General features: G+C 67.1%; 22 protein-coding genes and 2 tRNA genes. 12 read left to right on the top strand and 12 right to left on the bottom strand.

Translation table 11 applies throughout. The annotated features are described in order from the left end of the window. Positions 1-130: 130 nt before the first annotated feature. The 4 genes from B0920_RS17220 to B0920_RS17205 form a co-directional block, all read right to left on the bottom strand. On the bottom strand, positions 131-313 hold the full coding sequence (locus B0920_RS17220; protein WP_078033885.1) for a hypothetical protein: 183 nt from the start codon (positions 311-313) through the stop codon (positions 131-133). 69 nt (positions 314-382) lie between these two features. Beyond that, positions 383-1,288, bottom strand: a complete 906-nt coding sequence (xerD, locus tag B0920_RS17215; RefSeq protein WP_078033884.1) for a site-specific tyrosine recombinase XerD — start codon at positions 1,286-1,288, stop codon at positions 383-385. Then, positions 1,261-1,785, bottom strand: a complete 525-nt coding sequence (locus tag B0920_RS17210; RefSeq protein ID WP_078033883.1) for a methylated-DNA--[protein]-cysteine S-methyltransferase — start codon at positions 1,783-1,785, stop codon at positions 1,261-1,263. Before B0920_RS17210 ends, xerD begins: the two co-directional genes overlap by 28 nt. Before the next feature lie 394 nt (positions 1,786-2,179). Continuing rightward, entirely contained in the window at positions 2,180-3,166 is a 987-nt protein-coding gene (locus tag B0920_RS17205; RefSeq protein WP_078033882.1) for a TRAP transporter substrate-binding protein, read from the bottom strand. 125 nt (positions 3,167-3,291) lie between these two features. On the opposite strand from B0920_RS17205, the gene B0920_RS17200 reads away from it, so the two are divergent. From B0920_RS17200 to B0920_RS17190, 3 genes are all read left to right on the top strand, one after another. Continuing rightward, entirely contained in the window at positions 3,292-5,292 is a 2,001-nt protein-coding gene (locus B0920_RS17200) for an ATP-binding protein (RefSeq protein WP_078033881.1), read from the top strand. 58 nt (positions 5,293-5,350) lie between these two features. Beyond that, positions 5,351-5,932, top strand: coding sequence for a response regulator transcription factor (locus tag B0920_RS17195; RefSeq protein WP_078033880.1), 582 nt, complete (start codon positions 5,351-5,353; stop codon positions 5,930-5,932). A gap of 227 nt (positions 5,933-6,159) precedes the next feature. Then, positions 6,160-6,540, top strand: coding sequence for a DUF3052 family protein (locus tag B0920_RS17190; protein ID WP_179119205.1), 381 nt, complete (start codon positions 6,160-6,162; stop codon positions 6,538-6,540). Between the two features lie 360 nt (positions 6,541-6,900). Here the strand turns inward: B0920_RS17190 and queG are convergent, their stop codons facing one another. Continuing rightward, a complete protein-coding gene (gene queG / locus B0920_RS17185) occupies positions 6,901-7,992 on the bottom strand; it encodes a tRNA epoxyqueuosine(34) reductase QueG (protein ID WP_078033879.1) in 1,092 nt (363 codons plus the stop codon). 52 nt (positions 7,993-8,044) lie between these two features. On the opposite strand from queG, the gene tsaE reads away from it, so the two are divergent. Genes tsaE through B0920_RS17170 form a run of 3 tightly spaced genes read left to right on the top strand, consistent with a single transcriptional unit; the run spans position 8,045 to position 10,774 of the window. Then, complete coding sequence (tsaE, locus tag B0920_RS17180) at positions 8,045-8,530, top strand: tRNA (adenosine(37)-N6)-threonylcarbamoyltransferase complex ATPase subunit type 1 TsaE (RefSeq protein ID WP_078033878.1); 486 nt, start codon at positions 8,045-8,047, stop codon at positions 8,528-8,530. Continuing rightward, on the top strand, positions 8,494-9,987 hold the full coding sequence (locus B0920_RS17175) for an N-acetylmuramoyl-L-alanine amidase (RefSeq protein WP_078033877.1): 1,494 nt from the start codon (positions 8,494-8,496) through the stop codon (positions 9,985-9,987). Before tsaE ends, B0920_RS17175 begins: the two co-directional genes overlap by 37 nt. A 1-nt stretch (position 9,988) precedes the next feature. Beyond that, positions 9,989-10,774 (top strand): D-hexose-6-phosphate mutarotase, encoded by a 786-nt coding sequence (locus B0920_RS17170; RefSeq protein ID WP_078033876.1) that lies wholly within the window; start codon positions 9,989-9,991, stop codon positions 10,772-10,774. Positions 10,775-11,062: 288 nt separating this feature from the next. Here B0920_RS17170 and B0920_RS17165 read toward each other — a convergent pair whose 3' ends face one another. Next, a complete protein-coding gene (locus B0920_RS17165) occupies positions 11,063-12,097 on the bottom strand; it encodes a carbonic anhydrase (protein WP_078033875.1) in 1,035 nt (344 codons plus the stop codon). A gap of 109 nt (positions 12,098-12,206) precedes the next feature. Further along, entirely contained in the window at positions 12,207-12,851 is a 645-nt protein-coding gene (locus B0920_RS17160) for a VTT domain-containing protein (protein ID WP_078033874.1), read from the bottom strand. A gap of 150 nt (positions 12,852-13,001) precedes the next feature. On the opposite strand from B0920_RS17160, the gene B0920_RS17155 reads away from it, so the two are divergent. The 6 genes from B0920_RS17155 to B0920_RS17130 all read left to right on the top strand — a co-directional run bounded on the left by B0920_RS17155 (position 13,002) and on the right by B0920_RS17130 (position 17,902). Continuing rightward, positions 13,002-13,925, top strand: a complete 924-nt coding sequence (locus B0920_RS17155; RefSeq protein WP_078033873.1) for a peptidylprolyl isomerase — start codon at positions 13,002-13,004, stop codon at positions 13,923-13,925. 75 nt (positions 13,926-14,000) lie between these two features. After that, a complete protein-coding gene (gene mutL, locus B0920_RS17150) occupies positions 14,001-15,923 on the top strand; it encodes a DNA mismatch repair endonuclease MutL (protein ID WP_078033872.1) in 1,923 nt (640 codons plus the stop codon). Beyond that, complete coding sequence (gene miaA, locus B0920_RS17145) at positions 15,920-16,876, top strand: tRNA (adenosine(37)-N6)-dimethylallyltransferase MiaA (RefSeq protein WP_078033871.1); 957 nt, start codon at positions 15,920-15,922, stop codon at positions 16,874-16,876. Before mutL ends, miaA begins: the two co-directional genes overlap by 4 nt. 146 nt (positions 16,877-17,022) lie before the next feature. Further along, positions 17,023-17,580, top strand: a complete 558-nt coding sequence (locus B0920_RS26465; protein ID WP_078033870.1) for a septal ring lytic transglycosylase RlpA family protein — start codon at positions 17,023-17,025, stop codon at positions 17,578-17,580. Positions 17,581-17,688: 108 nt separating this feature from the next. After that, positions 17,689-17,765, top strand: a tRNA-Met gene (locus B0920_RS17135). Between the two features lie 60 nt (positions 17,766-17,825). Beyond that, positions 17,826-17,902, top strand: a tRNA-Met gene (locus B0920_RS17130). A 96-nt stretch (positions 17,903-17,998) separates the two neighbouring features. Here the strand turns inward: B0920_RS17130 and B0920_RS26015 are convergent. The 5 genes from B0920_RS26015 to B0920_RS17110 all read right to left on the bottom strand — a co-directional run bounded on the left by B0920_RS26015 (position 17,999) and on the right by B0920_RS17110 (position 22,212). Continuing rightward, complete coding sequence (locus B0920_RS26015; protein ID WP_179119204.1) at positions 17,999-18,157, bottom strand: hypothetical protein; 159 nt, start codon at positions 18,155-18,157, stop codon at positions 17,999-18,001. A gap of 89 nt (positions 18,158-18,246) precedes the next feature. Continuing rightward, a complete protein-coding gene (locus B0920_RS17125; protein WP_078033869.1) occupies positions 18,247-18,561 on the bottom strand; it encodes a putative signal transducing protein in 315 nt (104 codons plus the stop codon). Between the two features lie 25 nt (positions 18,562-18,586). After that, the gene (locus B0920_RS17120; protein ID WP_078033868.1) at positions 18,587-19,855 is read right to left on the bottom strand and encodes a DUF445 domain-containing protein; all 1,269 of its coding nucleotides are present in this window, start codon (positions 19,853-19,855) and stop codon (positions 18,587-18,589) included. 51 nt (positions 19,856-19,906) lie between these two features. After that, positions 19,907-21,055, bottom strand: a complete 1,149-nt coding sequence (locus B0920_RS17115) for a CaiB/BaiF CoA-transferase family protein (RefSeq protein WP_078033867.1) — start codon at positions 21,053-21,055, stop codon at positions 19,907-19,909. Between the two features lie 14 nt (positions 21,056-21,069). Next, positions 21,070-22,212: an acyl-CoA dehydrogenase family protein gene (locus B0920_RS17110; RefSeq protein WP_229455693.1), complete on the bottom strand. Its 1,143-nt coding sequence runs from the start codon at positions 22,210-22,212 to the stop codon at positions 21,070-21,072. Positions 22,213-22,216 lie beyond the last annotated feature (4 nt).

Raw genomic sequence — 22,216 nt, 5'->3', positions numbered from 1 at the left:
GCAGTTCAGGCCAGCCGGACGGCGGCTCGTCGCATACCGAATGAAGGGAGCGAAGGACACCGTTATAGTTTGAACATGCAAGCGGAGCTCCATCCCCCGGCCGGGATGGAGGCCGCACGCTCCCCCCTCGTCAGGACAGTTGCGGGGGTGTAGCGTCCTTCTCTTCCGGCATGGCCGTTTCCTCTTCCGTAGTAGTCGGTTCTCCAGGAGCGCCGCGCTTGGCCTCCAGCTTGCGCCGCGCCTTCTCTTCCGCCTTGCGCTTCTTTTCCAGTTCCCGCTGCCGCTTCTCGTACGTAAAGTTGTTACGCGTCATTTCTACCTCGCCTGAAAAAGGATGGGACTGCCCGGCCATTATGGCCGAGACGCTCCGGGGCGGTTTGCACTAACCCCGGGGATGGTGCTGCGCGTGCAGGTGCTTCAGGCGCTCGCGCGCCACGTGGGTGTAGATCTGGGTCGTCGAAATGTCGGCGTGTCCCAGCAGTAGTTGCACCACGCGCAAGTCGGCGCCGTGGTTGAGCAGATGGGTGGCGAAGGCGTGGCGCAGGGTGTGGGGCGAGAGCGGCGCCTGGATGCCGGCCTTTTGCGCGTGCTTCTTGATCAGGATCCAGAACATCTGGCGCGTCATCGGCCCCCCGCGGCCGGTGACGAAGAGCGCGTCGTCGATCTGGCCGTTGAGAATGATGCCCCGCGCATCCTTCAGGTAGCGCTCCAGCCAGCGCCGCGCCTCTTCGCCGAAGGGCACCAGGCGGGTCTTGCTGCCTTTGCCGGTGATGCGCAGCACGCCGTCGTTCAGACTGACTTCGACCAGCTTGAGGGCCACCAGTTCCGACACCCGCAGGCCGCTGGCGTACATCAGTTCCAGCATGGTGCGCTCGCGCAGGCCGAGCGGGGTGCCGACATCGGGCGCGGCCAGCAAGGCCTCGACCTGGCTTTCGGTCAGGGTATGCACGAAGCGGGTCGGCTGGCGCGCCGATGCCATGTTCAGGCAGGGATCCACGGAAATCTTTTGCTGGCGCAGGGCCAGCTGGTAGAAGCGCTTGAGCACCGACAGGCGGCGGTTGGCGGTGCTGGGGCGCGTGTCCGGGTGGCGCTCGGCGAAATAGGCGGCGATGTCCTCGGGCTGGACCGCGAGCAGGCTGGCGCGCTGGGGCCGCTTGGCCTCGAGCCAGCCGGCGAACAGGCGCAGGTCGCGCCGGTAGGCGTCGAGCGAATTCCTGGCCAGGCCCTGTTCCAGCCAGAGCGTGTCGCAGAACTCGTCGATCAGTCCCAGATCGACTGCTGTTGCCATGGAGATGCGGTAGCGCCTTCGTGCCGCAGCAGCCAGCGCTTCACGGACAGGTGGAAGCCGTTTTCGTCGTCCTGGTTGGAGAAGCCGCCCAGCCCGCCGGACGCGGTGACGCGGTGGCAGGGAACGATCAGGGGGAACCAGTTGGCGCCGCAGGCCTGGCCGACCGCGCGCGGCGCGGAGCCGATCAGCTTGGCCAGCTGGCCGTAGGTGCGCACGCTGCCGCGCGGAATGGCGTTGATGGCGTCCCAGACCTTGCGCTGGAACTCGGTGCCGGCTTCCTTCAGGGGCAGGGCGAAGCGGTAGTCGGGGTCGGCCAGGTAGTGTTCGACCTGGCGCACGGCCTCTTCGGCCACGGCGTTGTCCGGCGCCTTCTCGCCGAACTGCGGCGGCAGGTAGACCAGCTCGCGCAGCCGCGCGTCCTCGGTGCGGATGCCCATCGCGCCGAAGGGCGTGGCGACGATGGCGTTGAACAAATCGCTTCCCTGTTCTGTCTTCATGATAGCTTCGTGAGGGTGGCGCGAAGAAGCTTCGGCCTGGCGCCATCTTAACTGCTGACAAGCAGGCGGGCCAGGGTTTGGCGGAGGGCGGGCGAAAAAAAAGCGCACCCTCGGGTGCGCCTCAATTCGGGTTCACGTTCCCGGCTGTTTAGCAGTGCTAACAGCTTCTGTAAAACGTGGTGTCTCCTCGATTGTCTCCGGTATGGATTACCGTACTTTTGTAGATGCTCCCCAAAACCGTGTGTTCTTTTACCTGCTTCGCACCTTAGTAGTGCGTGAGGGCCCCATCATAACGCAAGTGCTCAGCCAAAACGTATCTTTTTGTCCACAGTTATGGAAAATTTATTTTATTTATAAAGAATCCGCATAAGGCGTTTGTGTTACACGGAAAGCGCTAGCGTGTCACAGTTCGCTGGATCGCGCGCACCACGTCCTTACCGATCCGGGTCTCCATCTGTCCATACACCGGCATCATGATGCGCCGCCATTCGGCCTGCTGCTGGGGCGTGAGGGTGTGGATGGTGGTGGTCCCGGCCTTGCGGATCGCTTCCAGCGCCGCGTCGTTGTCGTTCTGGGCGATGGTCTTCTCGTAGGCGGTGGCCTGGCGCATGGCCTCTTCCAGGGTTGAACGAAGCTCATCCGGCAACCCGCTCCAGAACTTTTTATTGACGATCACCGCATAGCCGAGGTAGCCGTGGTTGGACACGGTCAGGTGTGTCTGGCTTTCGTGCATCTTCTGCGTGTACATATTGGAGGGGGTGTTCTCGGTGCCCTCCACCACCCCGTCGCGTAGGGCCGGGGCGACTTCCGAAAAGGCCAGCACCTGCGGCCGCGCGCCCAGGGCGCGCATCTGGGCGTCCAGCACCTTGGAGGCCTGGATACGCATGCGCAGGCCCTGGAAGTCGCGCGGGGCCAGCAGCGGCTTGTTGGCCGACATGACCTTGAAGCCATTGTCCCAATAAGCGAGGCCGGTGATGCCCTTGGGCTCCAGCTTGCGCAGCAACTCGCGCCCGATCGGCCCTTCGGTCACCGCGTACAGCGCCGCCTTCGAGGGAAAGATATAGGGCAGGTCGAAGGCTTCGAACTCCTTCACGCCTAGGGGCGAGAACTTGGCCAGCGAGGGCGCCAGCATCTGCACCGCGCCCAATTGCAGGGCCTCAAGCTCCTCGCGGTCCTTGTAGAGGATGCTGTTGGGGTAGACTTCGACCCGTACCCGGCCCTTGCTCATCCTTTCGGCCAGTTGCTTGAAGCGCTCGGCGGCCCGCCCCTTGGGCGTGTCGGGGGCGACCACGTGGCTGAACTTGATGACGATCGGGCCCTGCGCACTGGCGTGCACGCTGACGGCGAGGGCGAGCGCCGCGACCAGGGCCTGGATCTGCATGGCGGTTCGGTTCTTCCTGTGAGACATTAAGAGGGTGGAGCCAGTCTGGACGCCCACGCGCCGGGACGCCATCGTGGACTTCCACAATAGCCCGACAGTGTAACCAAAGATAGAGACGACAAGGCATGAAAACAGGTTTCGCCCAGCCCTCGCCGGAACAGCGCGCCCGCCCCTGGCGCTGGCTGGTCCCGGTGCTGCTGGTGCTGCTGTTCCTGGCGGTGCTGTTCTGGCTGCCATGGCAGGCGCGCCAGATGGAAAGCAACGAGCGCCAGGAGCAATTGATTGCGGACACGCTGTGGGTGGAGCAGACCCTGCGCTTCGAGCTGGCGCGCAGCGAGGAAGCTTTGGCCACCCTGGGCGCCGACCTGGTGGTCACGCCGCCTGCGCCCCCCATCCTGCAGGCGCGCCTGGCGCAGATGTTCAAGAACGGGCCGGAACTGGTGCGCGTGGTCTGGTTCGACCCGCAAGGCAAGCCGATGGCCAGCCACGGCGCCGACCTGCCCGCCGCCGGCCTGTCGGCCGCCACCCGCACCGCGGCCGAAGTGGCGCGCTCGACCCGGCGCGGCCGTTACAGCGAGCCCTACGGCGTCACCAGCACCCACGGCCTGATCGACTTCTACCTGCCGCTCTACCGCAAGGGCGAATACGCGGGCAGCCTGGTCGCCACCTACAGCCTGCAGGTGCTGCTCAACGAGACGGTGCCATGGTGGTTCGCCCAGGACAATGCCCTGTCCCTGCTCGACCGCGACGAGCGCGTGGTGGCCCAGCGCGCCGCCGGCGGCCCCGGGCGCGGGATCTACACCCACCGCCGCGAGCTCGACCTGCCCGGCGCCCAGGTCGCGCTCTCGACCGACAGCGTCAAGGGAGCGCCGCGCCTGCTGCCCAACCTGCTGGTCGGTTCGGTGATCGTGCTGGCCCTGGGCCTGGTGCTGAGCCTGGTCGCCCTGTGGCGCCACATCTCGCGCACCCTGGCCGCCGAAAGCGCGCTGCGCCAGCAGATGGCCTTCCGCACCGCGATGGAGAACTCGCTGCTTACCGGCCTGCGCGCGCGCGACCTGGAGGGCCGGGTCACCTATGTCAACCGCGCCTTCTGCCAGATCGTCGGCCTGTCGGAGGAAGAACTCGTCGGCAAGAAGCCGCCCATGCCCTACTGGGCCCCGGAAGCCATGGCCGATTACGAGGAGCGCTTCCGTGGCGTCCTGTCCGGCAACATCACGCCCCAGTTCGAGACCGTGTTCCAGCGTTCGGACGGGGTGCGGGTGCCGGTGCTGGTGTTCGAGGCGCCGCTGGTGGACGTCAAGGGGCAACACACTGGCTGGATGAGTTCGGTCCTCGACATCACCGACCGCAAGCGGGTCGAAGAACTCAACCGCCAGCAGGAAGAAAAGCTGCAGGCCAGCGCGCGCCTGGCGACCATGGGCGAGATCTCGTCCATGCTGGCGCACGAGCTGAACCAGCCGCTGGCGGCCATCTCCAGCTATACGGCGGGGGCGCTCAACATGCTCGAGCGCGCCGGAGCCGGGGGCGAGGACGGCGCCAGATTCGCGCCCGGCATGCTGCGCCATGCGCTGGAACAGGCGCGCCAGCAGGCCCAGCGCGCCGGCCAGATCATCCGCAGCGTGCACGAGTTCGTGAAGAAGCGCGAGCCGCTGCGCGAGCAGGTGACCGTGCGCAGCGTGATCGACGGCGTGCGCGCCCTGATCGAGCTGCAGGCGCGCCAGGCTGGAGTGGCGCTGCGCTTCGAGCTGGCCTGCGAATGGTGCACCGTGCTGGCCGACCGCGTGATGCTGGAACAGGTGCTGCTGAACCTGACCCGCAACGCGATCGAGGCGATGGCCGACACCCGGCCCGAAGACCGGGTCTTGCGGGTGCAGGCCGAGGAGGTCGAGGGCCAGGTGGCGGTGTCGGTGATCGACCGCGGCCATGGCATCGCGCCCGAGGTGGCCGAGCGCCTGTTCTCGCCCTTTTATTCGACCAAGGCCGAGGGCATGGGCATGGGCCTGTCGATCTGCCGCACTGCGATCGAGTTCCATGGCGGCACCCTGACCCACCGGCCCAACCCGCAAGGCGGCACCATCTTCACCTTCTCGCTGCCGGCGCAAGCGGCGGCGCGGGCGCTGGGCTAGAATTGCCCCATGTTCAAATAAAACGATCGCGTGGCGCCGGCCACCACGGAGACACATCATGCTGCACATCGTCGATGACGAAGACGTCATTCGCGACTCCCTCGCCTGGCTGGCGCAGTCGCGCGGCCTGAACGCGCGCACCTATTCAGGCGGCGAGGAATTCCTCGATGCCATTTCTTCGCTCGACGAGGGAGGCGATTGCGTCCTGCTCGATGTGCGCATGCCCGGCATGAACGGCATCGCCGTGTTCGACCAGCTGATCGGTCGCGGCCTGCTGCCGCGCCTGCCGGTGATCTTCCTGACCGGCCATGGCGATGTGCCGATGGCGGTCGATTCGCTCAAGCGCGGCGCCTTCGATTTCTGCGAGAAGCCCTTCAACGACAACGTGCTGATGGACCGGGTCGAGGAAGCGCTGGCGGCTTCGCGCCAGGCCGCCTCCAAGGACGCGATCCGCGCGCGCCTGGCCACGCTGTCTGCGCGCGAGCGCGAAGTGCTGGACCTGATCTTGGCCGGCATGATGAACAAGGTCGTGGCGGACAAGCTCGGCATCAGCATGCGCACGGTGGAAGTGCACCGGGCCCATATCTTCGACAAGATGCAGGTGAAGACGGCCGTGGAGCTGGCCGGTTTGCTTAAGTAATTTCCCGTAATTCAGAACCCTTGCATTGGGTTCAGCCTGCCCACACATGGGTTCCAGGGCCCTGCCAAACCCGGCAGGCGCCGCCTTCCCGCCTCCGCTATTACCGCACAACAAGCATCCTGCGAATTCGGGGAAGGCTTGTAAAATGAACCTGAACGCGTCGCGGCCCAGGGCCGCGGTCCGTGCGACCTGCGCGCCGCGATGCACCTCTCTTTTAGGATAGTCCAATGAACGAGAAGACAGTTGCAGACAAGATGTTCCTGAGGACGGCGAAGTCGATGCTCATCCTCAACGGCCAGGTCAATCCGGGCGTGGTATCCCAGATGCCGGCCGAGCTGGTCAAGGAAGGAGACGGCCCCTTCGATGCGATCCTGATGTTCTGCATGAACCGCAAGGATCTGGAACAGTATCTGCCGGTAGCCAAGGAAAAACTGGGCGACAAAGGGTCGCTGTGGATCGCTTATCTCAAGCAGACGGCCTCGAAGGCGACCGATATCAACCGTGATTCGATCGGGGCCTATGCCAAGGAAAACGGAATCACGCCGGTGGCCATGATTTCGATCGATGGGGATTGGTCGGGGCTGCGACTGAAGCGGATTGAAATCTGAGATTTGCGCCAACGCTGTAACAGCTAGCAGAAAGTTAGCTCCAATACCGATCCCGATCCCGCAACCTGTAAACGTCGTTCCGGCGAAGGCCGGAACCCAAGTTTGCAAGCATCACCACAGCACTTAGAAACTTAGGTTCCGGCCTTCGCCGGAACGACGACGATGGCGTGATCGGGTACGCCGAACACCAGTTTGCATGCGTTACCACAGCACTACGAACTTAGGTTCCGGCGTGGCCGACCAGGCCTTCACCGGAACGACGACGATGGCCTGGTGGGTCACGCTGGAACCCGAGTCTGCATGCGTTACCACGAAACTACGAACTTGGGTTCCCGCCTCCGCGGGAACAACGGTTTGACGTTATGGGCTGGCGTGCCGCTGTAGCGCCCACTCCACGTGTTCCCGCACCATCTCTGAAGGATGCGAGGCCCGCGCCCGCAAGGCCGCGACGATCTCTGGATCCCCCCGCCGCCCTTCGGCCGCATTCCCCAGCCCCACCGCCAGATTCCTCAGCCAGCGCTCATGCCCGATCCTGCGTATCGGACTGCCCTCCATGCGCCGGTTGAACTCCTCCTCTTCCCAGCCGAACAGCGCCATCATCCCGGCCTCGCCCAAGCCATTGCGCTCATCGAAATCCGGCAGCATCGCGCGCTGCGCGAACTTGTTCCACGGGCAAACGAGCTGGCAATCGTCGCAGCCATAGATGCGGTTCCCGATCAGGGGCCGCAAGTCCTCCGGGATACTGCCCTTGAGTTCGATCGTCAGGTAGGAAATGCAGCGCCGCGCATCCAGCCGCCCCGGCCCCAGGATGGCCTGGGTCGGACACACCTCGATGCAGGCCGCGCATTGCCCGCAGTGCGCCCCGGTCGGCGGATCGACCGGCAGCGGCAGGTCGACCAAAATCTCGCCGATGAAGAAGGTCGAGCCGGCTTCGCGCGACAGCAGCAGGGTATGCTTGCCGCGCCAGCCCAGCCCCGCCTTCTCGGCCAGCGGCAATTCCATCACCGGCGCCGAATCGGTGAACACGCGGTAGCCCAGTTCGCCCACCGCCCCCTTCACCTTCTCGGCCAATTGCTGCAGTCGGTTGCGCAGCACCTTGTGGTAATCCCGCCCGCGCGCATACACCGACACCACGGCCGCGCCGGGGTCCTGCTGGCGCAGACGCTCCTGGGCGCGCCAGTCCTGGTCGCGGGTCTGCGGCAGGTAATCCATGCGCGCGACGATGGCGCGCACCGTCCCGGGGACCAGTTCGGCCGGGCGGGCACGCTTCATGCCGTGGCTTGCCATATAATCCATCTCGCCATGGCAGCCCGCATCCAGCCAGGCCTGCAGGCCGGCTTCCGCATGCGCCAGGTCGACGTCCGCGATGCGCAGATCGGCAAAGCCCAGCTCCGCGCCCCATTGCTTGATGGTGCGCGCCAGATCGTGCAGGTCGGGGGAAGGAGTTGACATGGCGGGAAACGACAATGCGGCAAGGCGCCGCCCAAACACGCTATTTTATTCGATGCAGCCCTATAAAGCTTACCTGGCCGACGAGTCGGCAACGGCCGCCCTTGGCGCGGCGCTGGCCCGCGCCATCCGGCCCGGCCTGGTGATCTACCTGCACGGCGACCTCGGCGCCGGCAAGACCGCCCTCACCCGCGCCCTGATCCAGGCCGCCGGCCACCAGGGCACGGTGAAAAGCCCCACCTACACCCTGTCCGAGCCCTACCGCGTGAACCTGGATGGCAAGCCTGTCAACATCATCCATTACGACCTCTACCGCATGTCCAGCCCCGAGGAATTCCTGGACGCGGGCTTTCGCGAGGACTTCGACGGCCGCAACATCTGCATCGTCGAATGGCCGGAAAAAGGCGAACCGGTGTTGCCCCCGCCCGACTTAAGAGTATTGCTCAATGTCAGCGGCCCCGGCCGTGAGGTAGAATTGCAGCCGTTGTCCGACTTGGGTCTGCTATGCCTCGACCGTCTCGCCCTCGCACCACCTCCTTGATTCCCGGTTCGCCGCGCCGCCGCACCCTGCTCAAGGCCGGGGGCACGCTATTGCTATCCGTTATCGCATCCCTGCCCGCGCGCGCCGCCCAGATCCTGGCCGTGCGCGTCTGGCCCGCGCCCGACTACACCCGCGTCACGCTGGAAAACGACAGCGAACTCAAGACCCAGCATTTCCTGGTGACCGATCCGCCGCGCCTGGTGGTCGACATCGAGGGGCTGGCGCTCAACAATACGCTCAAGAGCCTGGTCGCCAAGGTCGAGCCGAACGATCCCTACATCAAACAGGTGCGCGTGGGCCAGAACCGGCCTAACGTGGTGCGCCTGGTGTTCGACCTCAAGGAAGAGATCAAGCCCCAGGTGTTCACCCTGGCCCCGGTGGCCGGCTACCAGCACCGTCTGATCTTCGACCTGTATCCGGTCCAGCCGGTGGACCCGATCGCCGCCATGATCGAGAAAGGCGACTGGAACACCGAACCGGCGCCGGCCTCCCCCGACACCCCGATGATGGGCGATCCGGTGGCCGGCACCCCGCCGGTGCAGGTGCCGACGCCCACGCCGGTCACCCCGGTCACGCCGCTGCCGCCCGCCGCCCCGCCGGCCCAGCAGAACCCGGCCCCGGACGCGATCGGGCGCCTGGAAGCCGAGATGGCGGCCCAGAACGGGACGCCGCCGGCCCAGCCGGTGCAGCCGACGCCGTCCACTCCGCCGGCCAAGACGGTGGCCAAGGCCCCGTCGCAGAAGATCACGCGCATGATCACCATCGCGCTCGACCCCGGCCACGGGGGCGAGGACCCGGGCGCGATCGGCGCCAGGGGCAGTCGCGAGAAGGACATCGTGCTGTCGGTGGCCAAGCGCCTCAAGGCCAGGCTGGAGCAGTTGCCGAACACGCGCGTGATGCTGACCCGCGACGGCGACTATTTCGTGCCGCTCGGGACCCGGGTGCAGAAGGCGCGCAAGGTGCAGGCCGACCTGTTCGTCTCGATCCACGCGGACGCCTTCATCTCGCCGACGGCGCGCGGCTCCTCGGTGTTCGTGCTGTCCGAGAAAGGCGCCAGCTCGAGCGCGGCGCGCTGGCTGGCGAACGACCAGAACAAGGCCGACCTGATCGGCGGCGCCAATTACGCGACCGCCGACAAGCAGCTTGCCAGCGTGCTGTTCGACCTCTCGACCACCGCCCAGATCAACGACAGCCTCAAGCTCGGCAAGGCCGTGCTGGGCGAGATCGGCGGCATCAACCGCCTGCACAAGGCGGCGGTCGAACAGGCCGGCTTCGCGGTGCTGAAGGCCCCGGATATCCCCTCGATCCTGGTCGAGACGGCCTTTATCTCGAACCCGGAAGAAGAAGCGAAGCTGAACGACAACGGCTACCAGGACAAGCTGGCCGACGCCATCACCAAGGGCATCCGCCGCTATTTCGCCGACAATCCACCGATGGCCAAGAGCCGCCAGAGCTGACATGGAACAGACCACCTTCGGGCAGCTGCCCGCGATCCGCATTGCCGCTCCCGATGGGGCCGAAGCCATCGTCACCCTGTATGGCGCCCACCTGATCTCGTGGAAAGGGGCCGATGGGCAGGAACGCATGTTCTGCAGCGCCAGATCGGCGCTGGACGGCAGCCGCGCGATCCGGGGCGGCGTCCCGGTGATCTTTCCGCAGTTCGCCGAGCGCGGCGATGGCATGCGGCATGGCTTTGCGCGCGTGAGCGACTGGCGCCTGGAAGACACCGGCGTCGATGGCGGCGAGGCCTGGGCCGTGTTCGGGCTGAACGAGAGTGACCTGTCGGAGAAGCTGGCGGCCGCCTGGCCGAAGCGTTTCGCGCTGGCGCTGCGCGTAGGCGTCAAGGGCAATGCCCTGTCGATGCGTTTCACGGTGCGTAACACCGGCGACACGGCTTTCCCGTTCGCGGCGGCCTTGCATACCTATCACCTGGTGCCGGCGCTGGCGGACGTGCGGATCGAGGGCGTGACCGAAGGCGTGCTGGCGCTGGAGGGCAAGCTGGATCAGGTGTACCAGGGCATCGCCGGCGCGATCACCCTGGCGACCGGACAGCGCAGCCTGAAGCTGGAACAGGAAGGCTTTCCCGACGCCGTGGTGTGGAACCCCGGCGCGGCCGATGCGGCGGCGCTGGCCGACATGGAAGACGAGGAATACCGGCGCTTCGTGTGCATCGAACCGGCCCTGCTCGACCCGCTGACGCTGGCGCCGGGCGAGGTGTGGGAAGGCGGCTACCGGGTCAGCTAGGTCGTGCGCGCGGTCTTGAGGCGGCCTATCCGCTGCCTCGACGCAGCAGTCCCGCTGCCTCAACCCGTCATTCCCGCGCCCTTAAAACGTAATTCCCGCGCCCCTAAAACGTCATTCCCGCGAAGGCGGGAATCCAAGTCCTCAGCGTACCACCGGATTTGACGGTGTCGGGGCGCGTGCAAACTTGGATTCCCGCCTTCGCGGGAATGACGTATGGAGGCTACGGACGAAGTTTCGGGGCTGGGCGTGACGCCCCGAGGCGACCAGATGATGCGTGGAGCCGAGGCCTTACATGGACTCCTTGATCATCCGCCCATTACTCGGCTGCACCGGCCGCGCATTGAGCGGATACAGCCGCGAGAACAGCGCCATCTGCTGCGGCGAAGCCGTCATCGGCTGCTTCATCACCAGCCACAGCACGTCCTCCGTGCACGGCGGCTCGGTCAGCGAACCCATATAAGTGAAGTAGTCGCGCCGCTGCGGCAGGATGTCGTTCACGTTCAGCACGATCGAAGGCGACACCGTGGTCAACTTCTCCAGCGGCAGGTTGTTCCACACCGTCTGGATCATCGGATTGGCCGCGCCGCGCTCCAGCAGCACCGCGAGCACGGCGGTCTTGCCGTCATAGCTCTTGTGCACCAGGTGCACCACCATCTCCGTGCCCTTGCCGTTGATGCGCTCCTCCGACGGGCGGTGGAAGTGGAACTGCTGCAGCTCGTAGGTGGTATTCCCCACCGTGAGGAAGTTGCCGCCGGCGACATTCACCTGGATGGTGTGCCCGTTGTCGATCTCGTTGAAGGAACTCGGGTGGTAGTCGAAGGTGATCTGTTCCAGGTCGACCTTCATGCCGTCGCGCAGGTCGATCGGCGACTGGCGGTTGCCGGTCGCGCACTTGGCCCAGGCGGTATTGATGTTGGCCCAGTTGGCCGGGCCGAACTCGCCGTCGTAGGTCCAGTGGGTGCCGTTCCTGGGCGCGCGCGCCTTCTCGGCGGCGGCAGCGGCCGCCAATGCCTCCTGCTTGCGCTTGGCGTCGGCCGCCTTCTTCGCGCGGGCAGCCGCCTCGGCGCGCAGCGCCTGCTTGGCGCGCAGCTCGGCCAGCTTCTCGGCGATGCGCACCGACAGGTCGACTTCGGCCTCCTCCTCCGATTTCTGGGCAGGCGCGGGCGTGGCCGCGGCCTTCAGGTTCGGCTTGATCGAGGGCTTGATCGATTCGGCTTTGGCTGCCTCGGCCTTGGCGTCGGTCTTGGCCTTGGGAGCAGGTTCGTTCGCGCCGGCAGTCGCCGTGACCAGGCCGAGGGCGAACAGTGCGATGAGCTTACGCATGGGGTTCCAGATAATGTGCTGTCCCCCCTTTATCGGCGTCGGCCTGCCCAAACTTGAGTGCCCCAAAGCAAGGAAGCCGCAGAATCCGCAGCCCTGGCCAGGATGGCAATCAGCGGGCGAGCATGCGCCGGCCGAACTTGAAGGCCCCGCCGATCATCAAGGGCACCATGGCCGCGCTCACCCCCACCAGCACGATCTCGGTCAGGTGGTCGCGCACGATAGGAATGTTGCCGAAGAAGTAACCCGCCGTGACCAGGCTGCCCACCCAGAGCAGCGCCCCGGTCAGGTTGTAGGCCTGGAAGCGTGTCGCGGTCATGTCCGACACCCCCGCCACGAAGGGCGCGAAGCTGCGCACCACCGGCACGAAGCGCGACAGGATGATGGTCTTGCCGCCGTGCTTCTCGAAGAACTCGTGGGTGCGGGTCAGCGCGTCCTTGTTGATCCAGCGGTAGTGGTGCGTGAACATGCGCTGGCCGACGGCTTCGCCGATGTAGTAATTGAGGGTATTGCCCGTCACCGCCGCCAGCACCAGCAGCGCGGCCAGCAGCGGATAGTTCATCTGGCCGGTGGCGCAGAAGGCGCCGGCGATGAACAGCAGGGTGTCGCCCGGGAAGAAGAACAGGACCACCAGGCCGGTTTCGCAGAACACGATCGCGAACAAGACCATGTAAACATAGGTACCGTAGTGCGTCAGCAAGCTGCCCAGTGTTTTGTCGACATGCAGGAGCATGTCGAAAAGCTGCATCAAGTCCATAGTCTTCCCAGTGCCAAGCCTCACATGATACCTTGCGGCGGTCCATGCCGACGACCCTTTGTGTCCGAAAAGCGTATCGAATTGTCCAGTTTCCGGTTTAGAATCGCCGGCAAACAACAGGCGGCCTGGCCGCCCCCGGAAAGGACCCGCATGCGCCACACCCCGCTCTTCCTGCGCTCCGCCCTCGGCCTGGCCCTGCTGGCCGGCGTCGCCCACGCCGCCCCGGCCAAGCCGCCCAAGGAACTGCCGCCCAAGCCCTCGGTGGCGGACGTGATCAAGGCCTCCAAGGCGGACGAATGGCGCCCGCTCGACCCCGAGAACACCGTATACATGGAGCTGCCCGCCGGGCGCGTGATCATCGAGCTGGCGCCGGCCTTCGCGCCGAATACGGCGGCCAACATCCGCGCCCTGGTGCGCGAGCGCTACTTCGACGGCCTGTTCATCATCCGCTCCCAGGACGGCTTCGTGGTCCAGTGGGGCGACCCGGACGAGGAGAATCCGCGTCCGTTCAAGGCGAAGAAGACGGTCAAGGCCGAATTCACCGTCCCGATCAAGGGGGCGGGCGCCTTCACCCGCCTGCCGGACCGCGACGGTTACGCGCCCCAGGTCGGCCACGCCAACGGCTTCCCGGCCGCGCGCGATCCGGCCAAGGGCGAGACCTGGCTGACCCACTGCTACGGCATGGTCGGCGTGGCGCGCGACAACGACGCCGACACCGGCAACGGCTCGCAGCTCTACGTCGTGACCGGGCAGGCGCCGCGCCAGCTCGACCGCAACATCACCGTCGTCGGGCGCGTCGTGTCGGGCATGCCGCTCCTGAGCGTGATGCCGCGCGGGACCGGGGCCCTGGGCTTCTACGAGAAGGCCGAGGAGCGCACGCCGATCACCAGCGTGCGCATGGCGGCGGACCTGCCGGAAGCCCAGCGCAGCCGCTTCGAGGTGATGCGCACCGACAGCGCCTCCTTCCAGGCCGTGGTCGAGGCCCAGCGCAACCGGGGCGGGCCGTGGACCAAGGTGGCGGCCGGCCACGTCGACCTGTGCAATGCACCGATTCCGGTGCGCGAGCAGAAATAAGGGGGGGCGGGCGGCCTGTTGCCGATTTGCCGATCAGACCGATCCCCGGCCTGAGCGCCGGGATATAATCGCCGGATGAACGCGCCAGTCCCTACCTACCGTCCCATCCAGCAGCTCCCTGACCAGCTCATCTCCCAGATCGCCGCCGGCGAAGTGGTCGAGCGGCCCTCGGCCGTGGTGAAGGAACTGCTGGAGAACGCGCTCGACGCGGGCGCGACCCAGATCACCGTGCGCCTTGAGGAAGGCGGGGTCAAGCGCATCGCCATCACCGACAACGGGCGCGGCATTCCGCCCGAGGAGCTGCCGCTGGCCCTGGCCCGCCACGCCACCTCCAAGATCGCCTCGCTGGCCGAGCTCGAAAACGTCGCCACTCTCGGTTTTCGCGGCGAGGCCCTGGCCTCGATCGCGGCCGTGGCCGCCGTGCGCATCACCTCGCGCACCCCGAACGCCCCGCACGCCTTCGAGATCGTCGGCTCCCACTTGGGCACGGTGGCGCCATCCTCGGGCGCCTTCGGCACCACCATCGACGTCCAGGACCTGTACTTCAACACCCCGGCGCGCCGCAAGTTCCTCAAGTCCGAGCAGACCGAATACGCCCACTGCGCCGAGGTCGTGCGCCGCATCGCGCTGGCGCGGCCCGACGTGTCCTTCAGCCTGACCCACAACGGCCGCACCATCGACCACTGGAACGTGAGCGAGCCGGCGCGCCGCAGCGCCCAGATCCTGGGCGGCGACTTCGCCGAGGCGCGCCTGGAACTCGACGAAGCCGCCGGCCCGCTGCGCCTGCACGGCTACGTCGGCCTGCCGACCGCCTCCAAGGCGCGCGCCGACGGCCAGTTCTTCTATGTGAACGGGCGCTTCGTGCGCGACAAGCTGCTGGTGCACGCGGTGCGCGCCGCCTACCAGGACGTGCTGCACGGCGACCGCTTCCCGTCCTACGTGCTGTCGCTCGAACTCGACCCGGCCCTGGTCGACGTCAACGTGCACCCGTCCAAGATCGAAGTGCGCTTCCGCGACAGCCGCGCGGTGCACCAGTTCGTGTTCCACGCGGTGCAGCGCACCCTGGCCCAGACCTCGGCCACCGCCCACGGCAGCGCGCCGGCGCCGGTCAGCGCCGCCGAGATCAGGCCCAGCGGCGCCCCGCTCGGCACGCCGGTGTGGCAGCAGCGTCCGCACGAGCAGACCTCGTTCGGATCGCAACTGGCGCCCAGCTTCTCGCCCTCGCCCTTCCCGGCCGGCAGCCGCTGGGATGAGCCGCGCCAGGGCGTGGCCCAGAGCACGGCCGCCTACGGCGCCCTGTTCGCGCCGGCGGACGGCGCGGGTCTGGCGGCCACTGCGCCAGTGAGCGCGCCGGCCACGGCGATGCTGTCGGCCTCGGACCGCCCGCTGTCGAACGAGGACTTCCCGCTCGGCTTCGCGCTGGCCCAGCTGCACGGCATCTACATCCTGGCCCAGAACACCAAGGGCCTGGTGCTGGTCGACATGCACGCGGCCCACGAGCGCATCCTGTACGAGCAGCTCAAGCATGCGCTCGACGCCCGCCTCGATGGCCAGGAAGAGATGCAGGTGCAGTCGCTCCTGATCCCGGTGACCTTCTATGCCGATGCCATCGAAGTGGCGACCGCCACCGACCACCAGGAGACCCTGAAGGCGCTGGGCTTCGACATCGCCGCGCTCTCGCCCACCACGCTGGCGGTGCGCTCCGTGCCTTCGCTGCTCAAGAACGCCGACGCCCAGACCCTGGCGCGCGACGTGCTGCGCGACGTGCGCGAATTCGGCGGCTCGCGGGTGCTGGTCGAGCGCCGCAACGAACTGCTCGGCACCCTCGCCTGCCACACGGCGGTGCGCGCCAACCGCATCCTCTCGGTGCCCGAGATGAACGCCCTGCTGCGCCAGATGGAAAGCACCGAGCGCGCCGACCAGTGCAACCACGGGCGCCCGACCTGGGTCCAGCTCGAGATCGCGGCCCTCGACAAGCTGTTCCTGCGCGGTCAATGATGGCGGAAGCGAAGAAACCGGTGGCCGTGGCCATCATGGGCCCGACCGCGTCCGGCAAGACCGCGGCGGCGCTGGCCATCGCGCGCGAGCGGCCGGTGGAGATCATCTCGGTCGACTCGGCCCTGGTCTACCGCGAGATGGACATCGGCACCGCCAAGCCGAGCGCGGAAGAACTGGCGAGCGCGCCGCACCACCTGATCGACATCATCGACCCGCTCGACGCCTATTCGGTGGCCCAGTTCCGCGAGGATGCGATCCGCCTGGTGGGCGAGATCGCCGCGCGCGGCCGCCTGCCGCTGCTGGTGGGCGGCACGATGATGTACTTCAAGGGCCTGACCGAGGGCCTGGACGACCTGCCCACCGCCGACGCCGCGGTGCGCGCCGCCATCGACGCCGAGGCCGCGCGCATCGGCTGGCCCGGCATGCACGCCCGGCTGCGCGAACTCGACCCGGTCACCGCCGAGCGCCTGGCGCCGAACGACGCCCAGCGCATCAACCGCGCGCTCGAGATCATCGAACTGTCGGGCAAACCCATGTCGGAGCTGCTGGCGCGCCGCGCCAGGCCCGAACTGCCCTTCGAGCTGCTGTCCTTCGCACTCGAACCCTCCGACCGCGCGGTGCTGCACCAGCGTATCGCGCTGCGTTTCGACCAGATGCTCGGCACGCACGACGACAGCGGTCTGGTGGCCGAGGTGGCGCGTCTGCGCGCGCGCGGCGACCTGCACCCGCAACTGCCCTCGATGCGCTGCGTCGGCTACCGCCAGGCCTGGGAATACCTCGACGGCCGCATCGACCGCGCCGGCCTGCGCGAAACCGGCATCGTCGCCACCCGTCAGCTGGCCAAGCGCCAGCTCACCTGGCTGCGCTCGATGCCGGAACGGATCGTGATCGACTGCCTGGGTCCGGATCCGACCGGCGAGTTGCTCGGCAGGCTGTCGGCCTTGCGCACTTGACAACATGTAAGCTGGCGGGCACGGAATTGACAAAGTCGTGCGCGTGACTCGCGCACGCCAGCGTTTTCCGTTCAGATATTGCCTGTGGTAACCTGCCGGCACTCCCATCAGTAAGCAAGACGGTGGCCACGCCACCGGAACCCGGCATGACAACTGTATTCTTCCGTTACTTCTCCTTCGCGGCCACGGCCGCCCTGCTCGCCGCCTGTTCGAGCACGCCGACCACCACCAGCAGCGGCGGCAAGCCGTCCAAGTACTACCTGGACGACGGCCCGATGAAGGGCATCACCCAGGAGATGGTCGACGCCCTGCCCGAGCCGGTGCCGAAGCGCGAGCCGCTGAACAAGTTCACCCAGCGCCCCTACACGGTGCTGGGCAAGACCTTCACCCCGATGACGAAGCTGGAGCCCTTCAAGCAGCGCGGCAAGGGTTCCTGGTACGGCACCCGCTACCACGGCAAGAAGGGCTCGATCGGCGAGCCCTACGACATGCTCAAGCTGACCGCCGCCCACCCCACCCTGCCGCTGCCCTCCTACGCGCGGGTGACGAATCTGGAGAACGGCAAGAGCGTCGTGGTGCGCCTGAACGACCGCGGGCCCTTCCTGCACGACCGCATCATCGACCTGTCATACGCGGCGGCGATGCGGCTGGGCTACGCCAACCGCGGCAGCGCCGAGCTGGAAGTCGAGCTCCTGCTTCCCTGATTTTCATGTAACATTGCCGTTTTCCCCTGTCGGCGCACTTTTTTGCCGCGCGCAAGGATTTCCAGCCTTGACAGGGACCGGGGCAGCCGGGATAATGCCTGCCGTTGCGGTGATATAGCTCAGCTGGTTAGAGCACAGCACTCATAATGCTGGGGTCGGTGGTTCAAGTCCACCTATCACCACCAAGAATTCCAAGCGGATGGCTTGGCTCGCACGAGTCAAGCCATTTTTGCTTTCCCCGTTTCGGTGATATAGCTCAGCTGGTTAGAGCACAGCACTCATAATGCTGGGGTCGGTGGTTCAAGTCCACCTATCACCACCACGACAGGCAAAACGGCCCGGTTCTCGCGAACCGGGCCGTTCTTGTTTCCGGGCCAGGATGTCCGGGCGCGCCAGCGTCAGCCGGACGAACTTTACCTCAGTGTTTCTTGCCGCCGCCCGAGACCTTGTTCTCGGTGGCCCAGGCGCGGCGCTTGGCTTCCTTCTCGGGGACGCCCCGCTTTTCGTAGCCTTCCTCGATATGCTTGGCCTGGCGCTTCTGCTTGTCGGTGTACGACGATTTGTCACCCTGTGGCATGGCGAGCTCCTTTCATTGAACGATGTGGGCAGCTTACGCCCGCGCCCGCTCGTGTTTCGTGCGCCAGGCCACGTTCGCGCGCGATCTGCTCAGCCGTAGGTAGTGTCGTCGTCGAGCGCGTAGTCGCCGCGCGCCAGCCCATCGAGCACGGCCGCGGCCTGCACCAGGAACTCGGCCGGCACCAGCACCCTCACCCCGCCCAGCGCGGGGGCCAGCAGCAGGTCGGTCTGCATCAGGTGGGCGTCGGCCAGCACCGCCGGCACCCCGGCCGCCACCAGGCAGCCCTGGGCCAGGTTGGCGTCCAGCGGCACCATGTAGCGCGCCACGATGAACAGGTCGCGTCCCGGGATCTGTTCGATCTCGGGATGGGCGGCGAGCCAGGCATCCAATGCGAGCGTTTCCATAGTGTCTCCGGTGGGTGAGCCCATCTTACCCCATCAGGGCCGGCAGCTGCGACAGCAGATACAGCAGCACGCCGATCATCCCGCCCACGATGGTGCCGTTGATGCGGATGTATTGCAGGTCCTTGCCGATATTGAGCTCGATCTGCTGCGACATCTCGTCGTCGTCCCAGTGCTTGACGGTGTCGGCGATGTGGCGGGTCAGGAAGCCCGCGAACTCGGGCGCCACGCCGCGCGCGGCAGATTCCAGGTTCTCGTGCAGCGACTGGCGCAGCTGCGGGTCTTCGACCAGCACCTTGCCGACCCAGGCGCCCATCGCCACGATGCGCTTGCGCAGGCTGGAGTCCCCGCTGTCCAGGTCGCGCTTGAGCCAGGCCTTGAGCTCGTCCCACAGCGAGCGCAGGTAGGCGTTCATGGTCGCGTCTTCCAGCAGGTAGCGCTTGATGTCCTCGGCCTTGGCCAGGAAGTCCTGGTCGTGCTTGAGGCGCTCGATGAACTCGGCCACGTAGTCGTCGAAGCGGCGCCGCAGCGGGTGGGCGGGATCGGCCGCGACCTTGCTCAGGATGCCGGAGGCCAGGCGCACCGCGATGTCGGCCCCCTTCCTGCCGATCAGCTCCGAGGGCAGCATGCGTTCGATGAAGGCGTATTCCTCCTTCAGCCACTCGACGATGCCGTTGGCGATGGTGTCCTGGGTCTCGGGGTTGGCCAGCAGGCGCGCCAGCTGGCGGATGCCTTCGTCCAGCAGCTCCTGGTGGCGGCCGCCGCGGGTCAGGCTTCCCAGCACCTGGCCGGCCGACTTCGACAGGTCGACGCTGCGCACCATGCCGTGCACGGCGCGGCTGATGAAGCCCTGCACCCGCTCGTCGTCGATGAAGTCGAGCATCCAGCTGCCGGCGCGCACCAGGTAGCCGCCCAGCAGCTCGGTGTTGGCCGGAAGGGCGAGCCAGTCGGCCACCTTCTGCACCGGGTCGTGGCGGCGGATCAGCCCCACGATGGATTCGGTGTCGAGGAACTTCTCGCGCACGAACAGGGCGAGGTTGTCGGCGATGCGCGCCTTGTTCTTGGGGATGATGTTGGTGTGGCGCGAGACGATGGGAATCGGCACCGGCTTGAACAGCGCCCGCACCGCGAACCAGTCGGCCAGGGCGCCGACCATGGCGGCCTCGGAAAAGGCGCGCAGCAGGCCGGTCCACCAGTTCTGCGGCAGCACCAGGGTAAGGACGAAGAGCGAAGCCGCGCCCACGAAGAACGCGAGGGCGAGGTTCTTGGACTGGCGCAGTTCGTCTTGCTTGCTCATGCGGCGGCGGCTCCATCGATGAATGCTGCTGTCGAGCTGACGCCGCCTATCCTATATGACTTCGCCCTCCCTCAGCGCTTCGATTGCCGCCGCCGCCACGCCCCAGTCGGCCAGGATGGCTGCCGGATCGGCGGCCTGCCCGGGCGCCGCCGGGGTGGCGGCCGGGGTGCGCGAGAAGCGCGGCGCCGGAGCCGGCTGGGTCACGCCCGCGATCTCGACGAAGGCGTGGCGCGCGGCGTTGTGCGGGTGGCGCGGGGCTTCCTCCATGTCCAGCACCGGGGCGAAGCAGGCGTCGCTGCCTTCCAGCAGGCGGCACCACTCGTCGCGCGTGCGCGTGGCGAACAGGGCGGCGAACTTCTCCTTGAGCTCGGGCCAGCGCTCGCGGCGCCACTGGCCGGTGAACTCGGGGCCGTGGGCGCCGCACAGCGCCAGCAGGCGCGCATAGAACTGCGGCTCGATCGCGCCCACCGCCACGAACTTGCCGTCCTTGCAGGCGTAGCTGTCGTAGAAGGGCGCGCCGCCGTCCAGCAGGTTGGCTTCGCGCCCATCCTGCCACAGGCCGTGCGCACGCAGGCCATAGGTCATGGCGCCCAGCAGGGCCGCGCCGTCGGTCATGGCGGCGTCCACCACCTGGCCCTTGCCGGAGCTGCGCGCTTCCAGCACCGCGGCCAGCACGCCGAAGGCCAGCAGCATGCCGCCGCCGCCGAAGTCCCCCACCAGGTTTAGCGGCGGCGCCGGCGGGGCGTCCTTGCGGCCCATGGCGTGCAGCATGCCCGACAGCGCCACGTAGTTGATGTCGTGCCCGGCCGCATAGGCCAGCGGCCCGTCCTGGCCCCACCCGGTGACGCGGCCCATCACCAGCTTCGGCTGGCGCGCCAGCAGCGCCTCCGGCCCCAGGCCGAGGCGCTCCATGACGCCGGGCCGGAAGCCCTCCAGCAGCACGTCGGCGCGGGTAACCAGCTGCAGCAGGGTCTCGCGCCCGGCCGCCTGCTTGAGGTCGAGCGCCAGGGTGCGCCGGCCGCGCGCCATCACGTCGTATTGCGTTCCCAGCGTCGGATAGGGATTGACGGCATCAAGCGCCGCCTTTTTGTCGACGCGGATGACTTCCGCGCCCATGTCGGCCAGCATCATGGCGGCGAAGGGGCAAGGCCCGATGCCGACCATCTCGATGACGCGCAAGCCCTGCAGCGGTCCTGCCATGTTGCCTCCCTGCGCTACAGCGAGCGCGCGATGATCTCTTTCATGATCTCGTTGGCGCCGCCGTAGATGCGCTGCACGCGCGCGTCCACGTACATCTGGGCGATCGGATACTCCAGCATGTAGCCGTAGCCGCCGAACAGCTGCACGCACTGGTCCACCACCTTGCACTGCAGGTCGGAGATCCAGTACTTGGCCATCGAGGCGCGCACCGTGTCCATCCGGCCCGCCACCATGTCCTCGATGCAGCGGTCGATGAAGACGCGCGCCACCGTGGCCTCGGTCTTGATCTCGGCCAGCACGAAGCGGGTGTTCTGCATCTCGATCAGGGCCTGGCCGAAGGCGCGCCGCTCGCGCGCGTGCTCGACGGTCAGGCGCAGCGCGCGCTCGATCGCCGCCACGCCGCACACGCCCAGGATGGTGCGCTCGTAGGGCAGCTCGGTCATGAGCTGGGCGAAGCCCCTGCCCTCTTCCCCGCCCAGCACGCCGTCCAGCGCCACGTGGGCCTCGTCGAAGAACAGCTCGCAGGTGTCCTGGCCCTTCTGGCCGACCTTGTCGAGGATGCGGCCAACCCGGAAGCCCGGGTTGCCGCGCGTTTCGAGCAGCAGCAGCGACACGCCTTTCGCGCCGGCCTCGGGGTCGGTCTTGGCCACCACCAGCACCAGGTCGGCCAGGTAGCCGTTCGAGATGAAGGTCTTGGAGCCGCTCACCCGGTAGCCTTCCGGCGTCCTGCGCGCCGTGGTGCGGATGCCCTTCAGGTCCGAGCCCGCGCCCGGCTCCGTCATGGCGATCGCCGCCACCATCTCGCCGCTGGCCAGGCGCGGCAGATAGCGGCGCTTCTGCTCCTCGGTGCCGTGGTTGAGCAGGTAATGGGCGACGATGGCGTGCACATGGATGCCGAAGGCGGTGTCGCCGCCGTAGGACAGTTCCTCGAACACCACCGCCATGTGGGCGAAGCTGCCGCCCGCGCCGCCGTATGCCTCGGGGATGTCGGCCGCCAGCAGTCCCAGTTCGCCCGCCTTGCGCCAGAGCTCGCGGTCGACGTGCTGCTGGCGGGCCCAGTCTTCCTGCCGCGGCGTGATCTCGCCCTCCACGAAGCGGCGCACCGCGTCGCGCAAGGCCTGCAATTCCTCGTTCATCCAGGGAGATGCCTGTTCCATGCGC

The sequence above is a fragment of the Massilia sp. KIM genome (genome assembly GCF_002007115.1).
GTDB lineage: Bacteria > Pseudomonadota > Gammaproteobacteria > Burkholderiales > Burkholderiaceae_D > Telluria.
Note: the sequence above shows the minus strand (reverse complement) of the source record. Positions and strands in the feature narration are given on the sequence as shown.

What these genes read in the sequence shown, in the direction of transcription:
- B0920_RS17160 (WP_078033874.1), bottom strand. Translation starts at nt 12,851, where the DNA reads ATGGACTTGATGCAGCTTTTCGACATGCTCCTGCATGTCGACAAAACA.
- B0920_RS17110 (WP_229455693.1), bottom strand. Translation starts at nt 22,212, where the DNA reads ATGGAACAGGCATCTCCCTGGATGAACGAGGAATTGCAGGCCTTGCGC.
- miaA (WP_078033871.1), top strand. Translation starts at nt 15,920, where the DNA reads ATGATGGCGGAAGCGAAGAAACCGGTGGCCGTGGCCATCATGGGCCCG.
- xerD (WP_078033884.1), bottom strand. Translation starts at nt 1,288, where the DNA reads ATGGCAACAGCAGTCGATCTGGGACTGATCGACGAGTTCTGCGACACG.
- B0920_RS17120 (WP_078033868.1), bottom strand. Translation starts at nt 19,855, where the DNA reads ATGAGCAAGCAAGACGAACTGCGCCAGTCCAAGAACCTCGCCCTCGCG.
- tsaE (WP_078033878.1), top strand. Translation starts at nt 8,045, where the DNA reads ATGCAGCCCTATAAAGCTTACCTGGCCGACGAGTCGGCAACGGCCGCC.
- B0920_RS17205 (WP_078033882.1), bottom strand. Translation starts at nt 3,166, where the DNA reads ATGCAGATCCAGGCCCTGGTCGCGGCGCTCGCCCTCGCCGTCAGCGTG.
- B0920_RS17115 (WP_078033867.1), bottom strand. Translation starts at nt 21,055, where the DNA reads ATGGCAGGACCGCTGCAGGGCTTGCGCGTCATCGAGATGGTCGGCATC.
- B0920_RS26465 (WP_078033870.1), top strand. Translation starts at nt 17,023, where the DNA reads ATGACAACTGTATTCTTCCGTTACTTCTCCTTCGCGGCCACGGCCGCC.
- B0920_RS17200 (WP_078033881.1), top strand. Translation starts at nt 3,292, where the DNA reads ATGAAAACAGGTTTCGCCCAGCCCTCGCCGGAACAGCGCGCCCGCCCC.
- B0920_RS17190 (WP_179119205.1), top strand. Translation starts at nt 6,160, where the DNA reads ATGAACGAGAAGACAGTTGCAGACAAGATGTTCCTGAGGACGGCGAAG.
- B0920_RS17175 (WP_078033877.1), top strand. Translation starts at nt 8,494, where the DNA reads ATGCCTCGACCGTCTCGCCCTCGCACCACCTCCTTGATTCCCGGTTCG.
- mutL (WP_078033872.1), top strand. Translation starts at nt 14,001, where the DNA reads ATGAACGCGCCAGTCCCTACCTACCGTCCCATCCAGCAGCTCCCTGAC.
- B0920_RS17220 (WP_078033885.1), bottom strand. Translation starts at nt 313, where the DNA reads ATGACGCGTAACAACTTTACGTACGAGAAGCGGCAGCGGGAACTGGAA.
- queG (WP_078033879.1), bottom strand. Translation starts at nt 7,992, where the DNA reads ATGTCAACTCCTTCCCCCGACCTGCACGATCTGGCGCGCACCATCAAG.
- B0920_RS17195 (WP_078033880.1), top strand. Translation starts at nt 5,351, where the DNA reads ATGCTGCACATCGTCGATGACGAAGACGTCATTCGCGACTCCCTCGCC.
- B0920_RS17165 (WP_078033875.1), bottom strand. Translation starts at nt 12,097, where the DNA reads ATGCGTAAGCTCATCGCACTGTTCGCCCTCGGCCTGGTCACGGCGACT.
- B0920_RS17155 (WP_078033873.1), top strand. Translation starts at nt 13,002, where the DNA reads ATGCGCCACACCCCGCTCTTCCTGCGCTCCGCCCTCGGCCTGGCCCTG.
- B0920_RS26015 (WP_179119204.1), bottom strand. Translation starts at nt 18,157, where the DNA reads ATGCCACAGGGTGACAAATCGTCGTACACCGACAAGCAGAAGCGCCAG.
- B0920_RS17170 (WP_078033876.1), top strand. Translation starts at nt 9,989, where the DNA reads ATGGAACAGACCACCTTCGGGCAGCTGCCCGCGATCCGCATTGCCGCT.
- B0920_RS17125 (WP_078033869.1), bottom strand. Translation starts at nt 18,561, where the DNA reads ATGGAAACGCTCGCATTGGATGCCTGGCTCGCCGCCCATCCCGAGATC.
- B0920_RS17210 (WP_078033883.1), bottom strand. Translation starts at nt 1,785, where the DNA reads ATGAAGACAGAACAGGGAAGCGATTTGTTCAACGCCATCGTCGCCACG.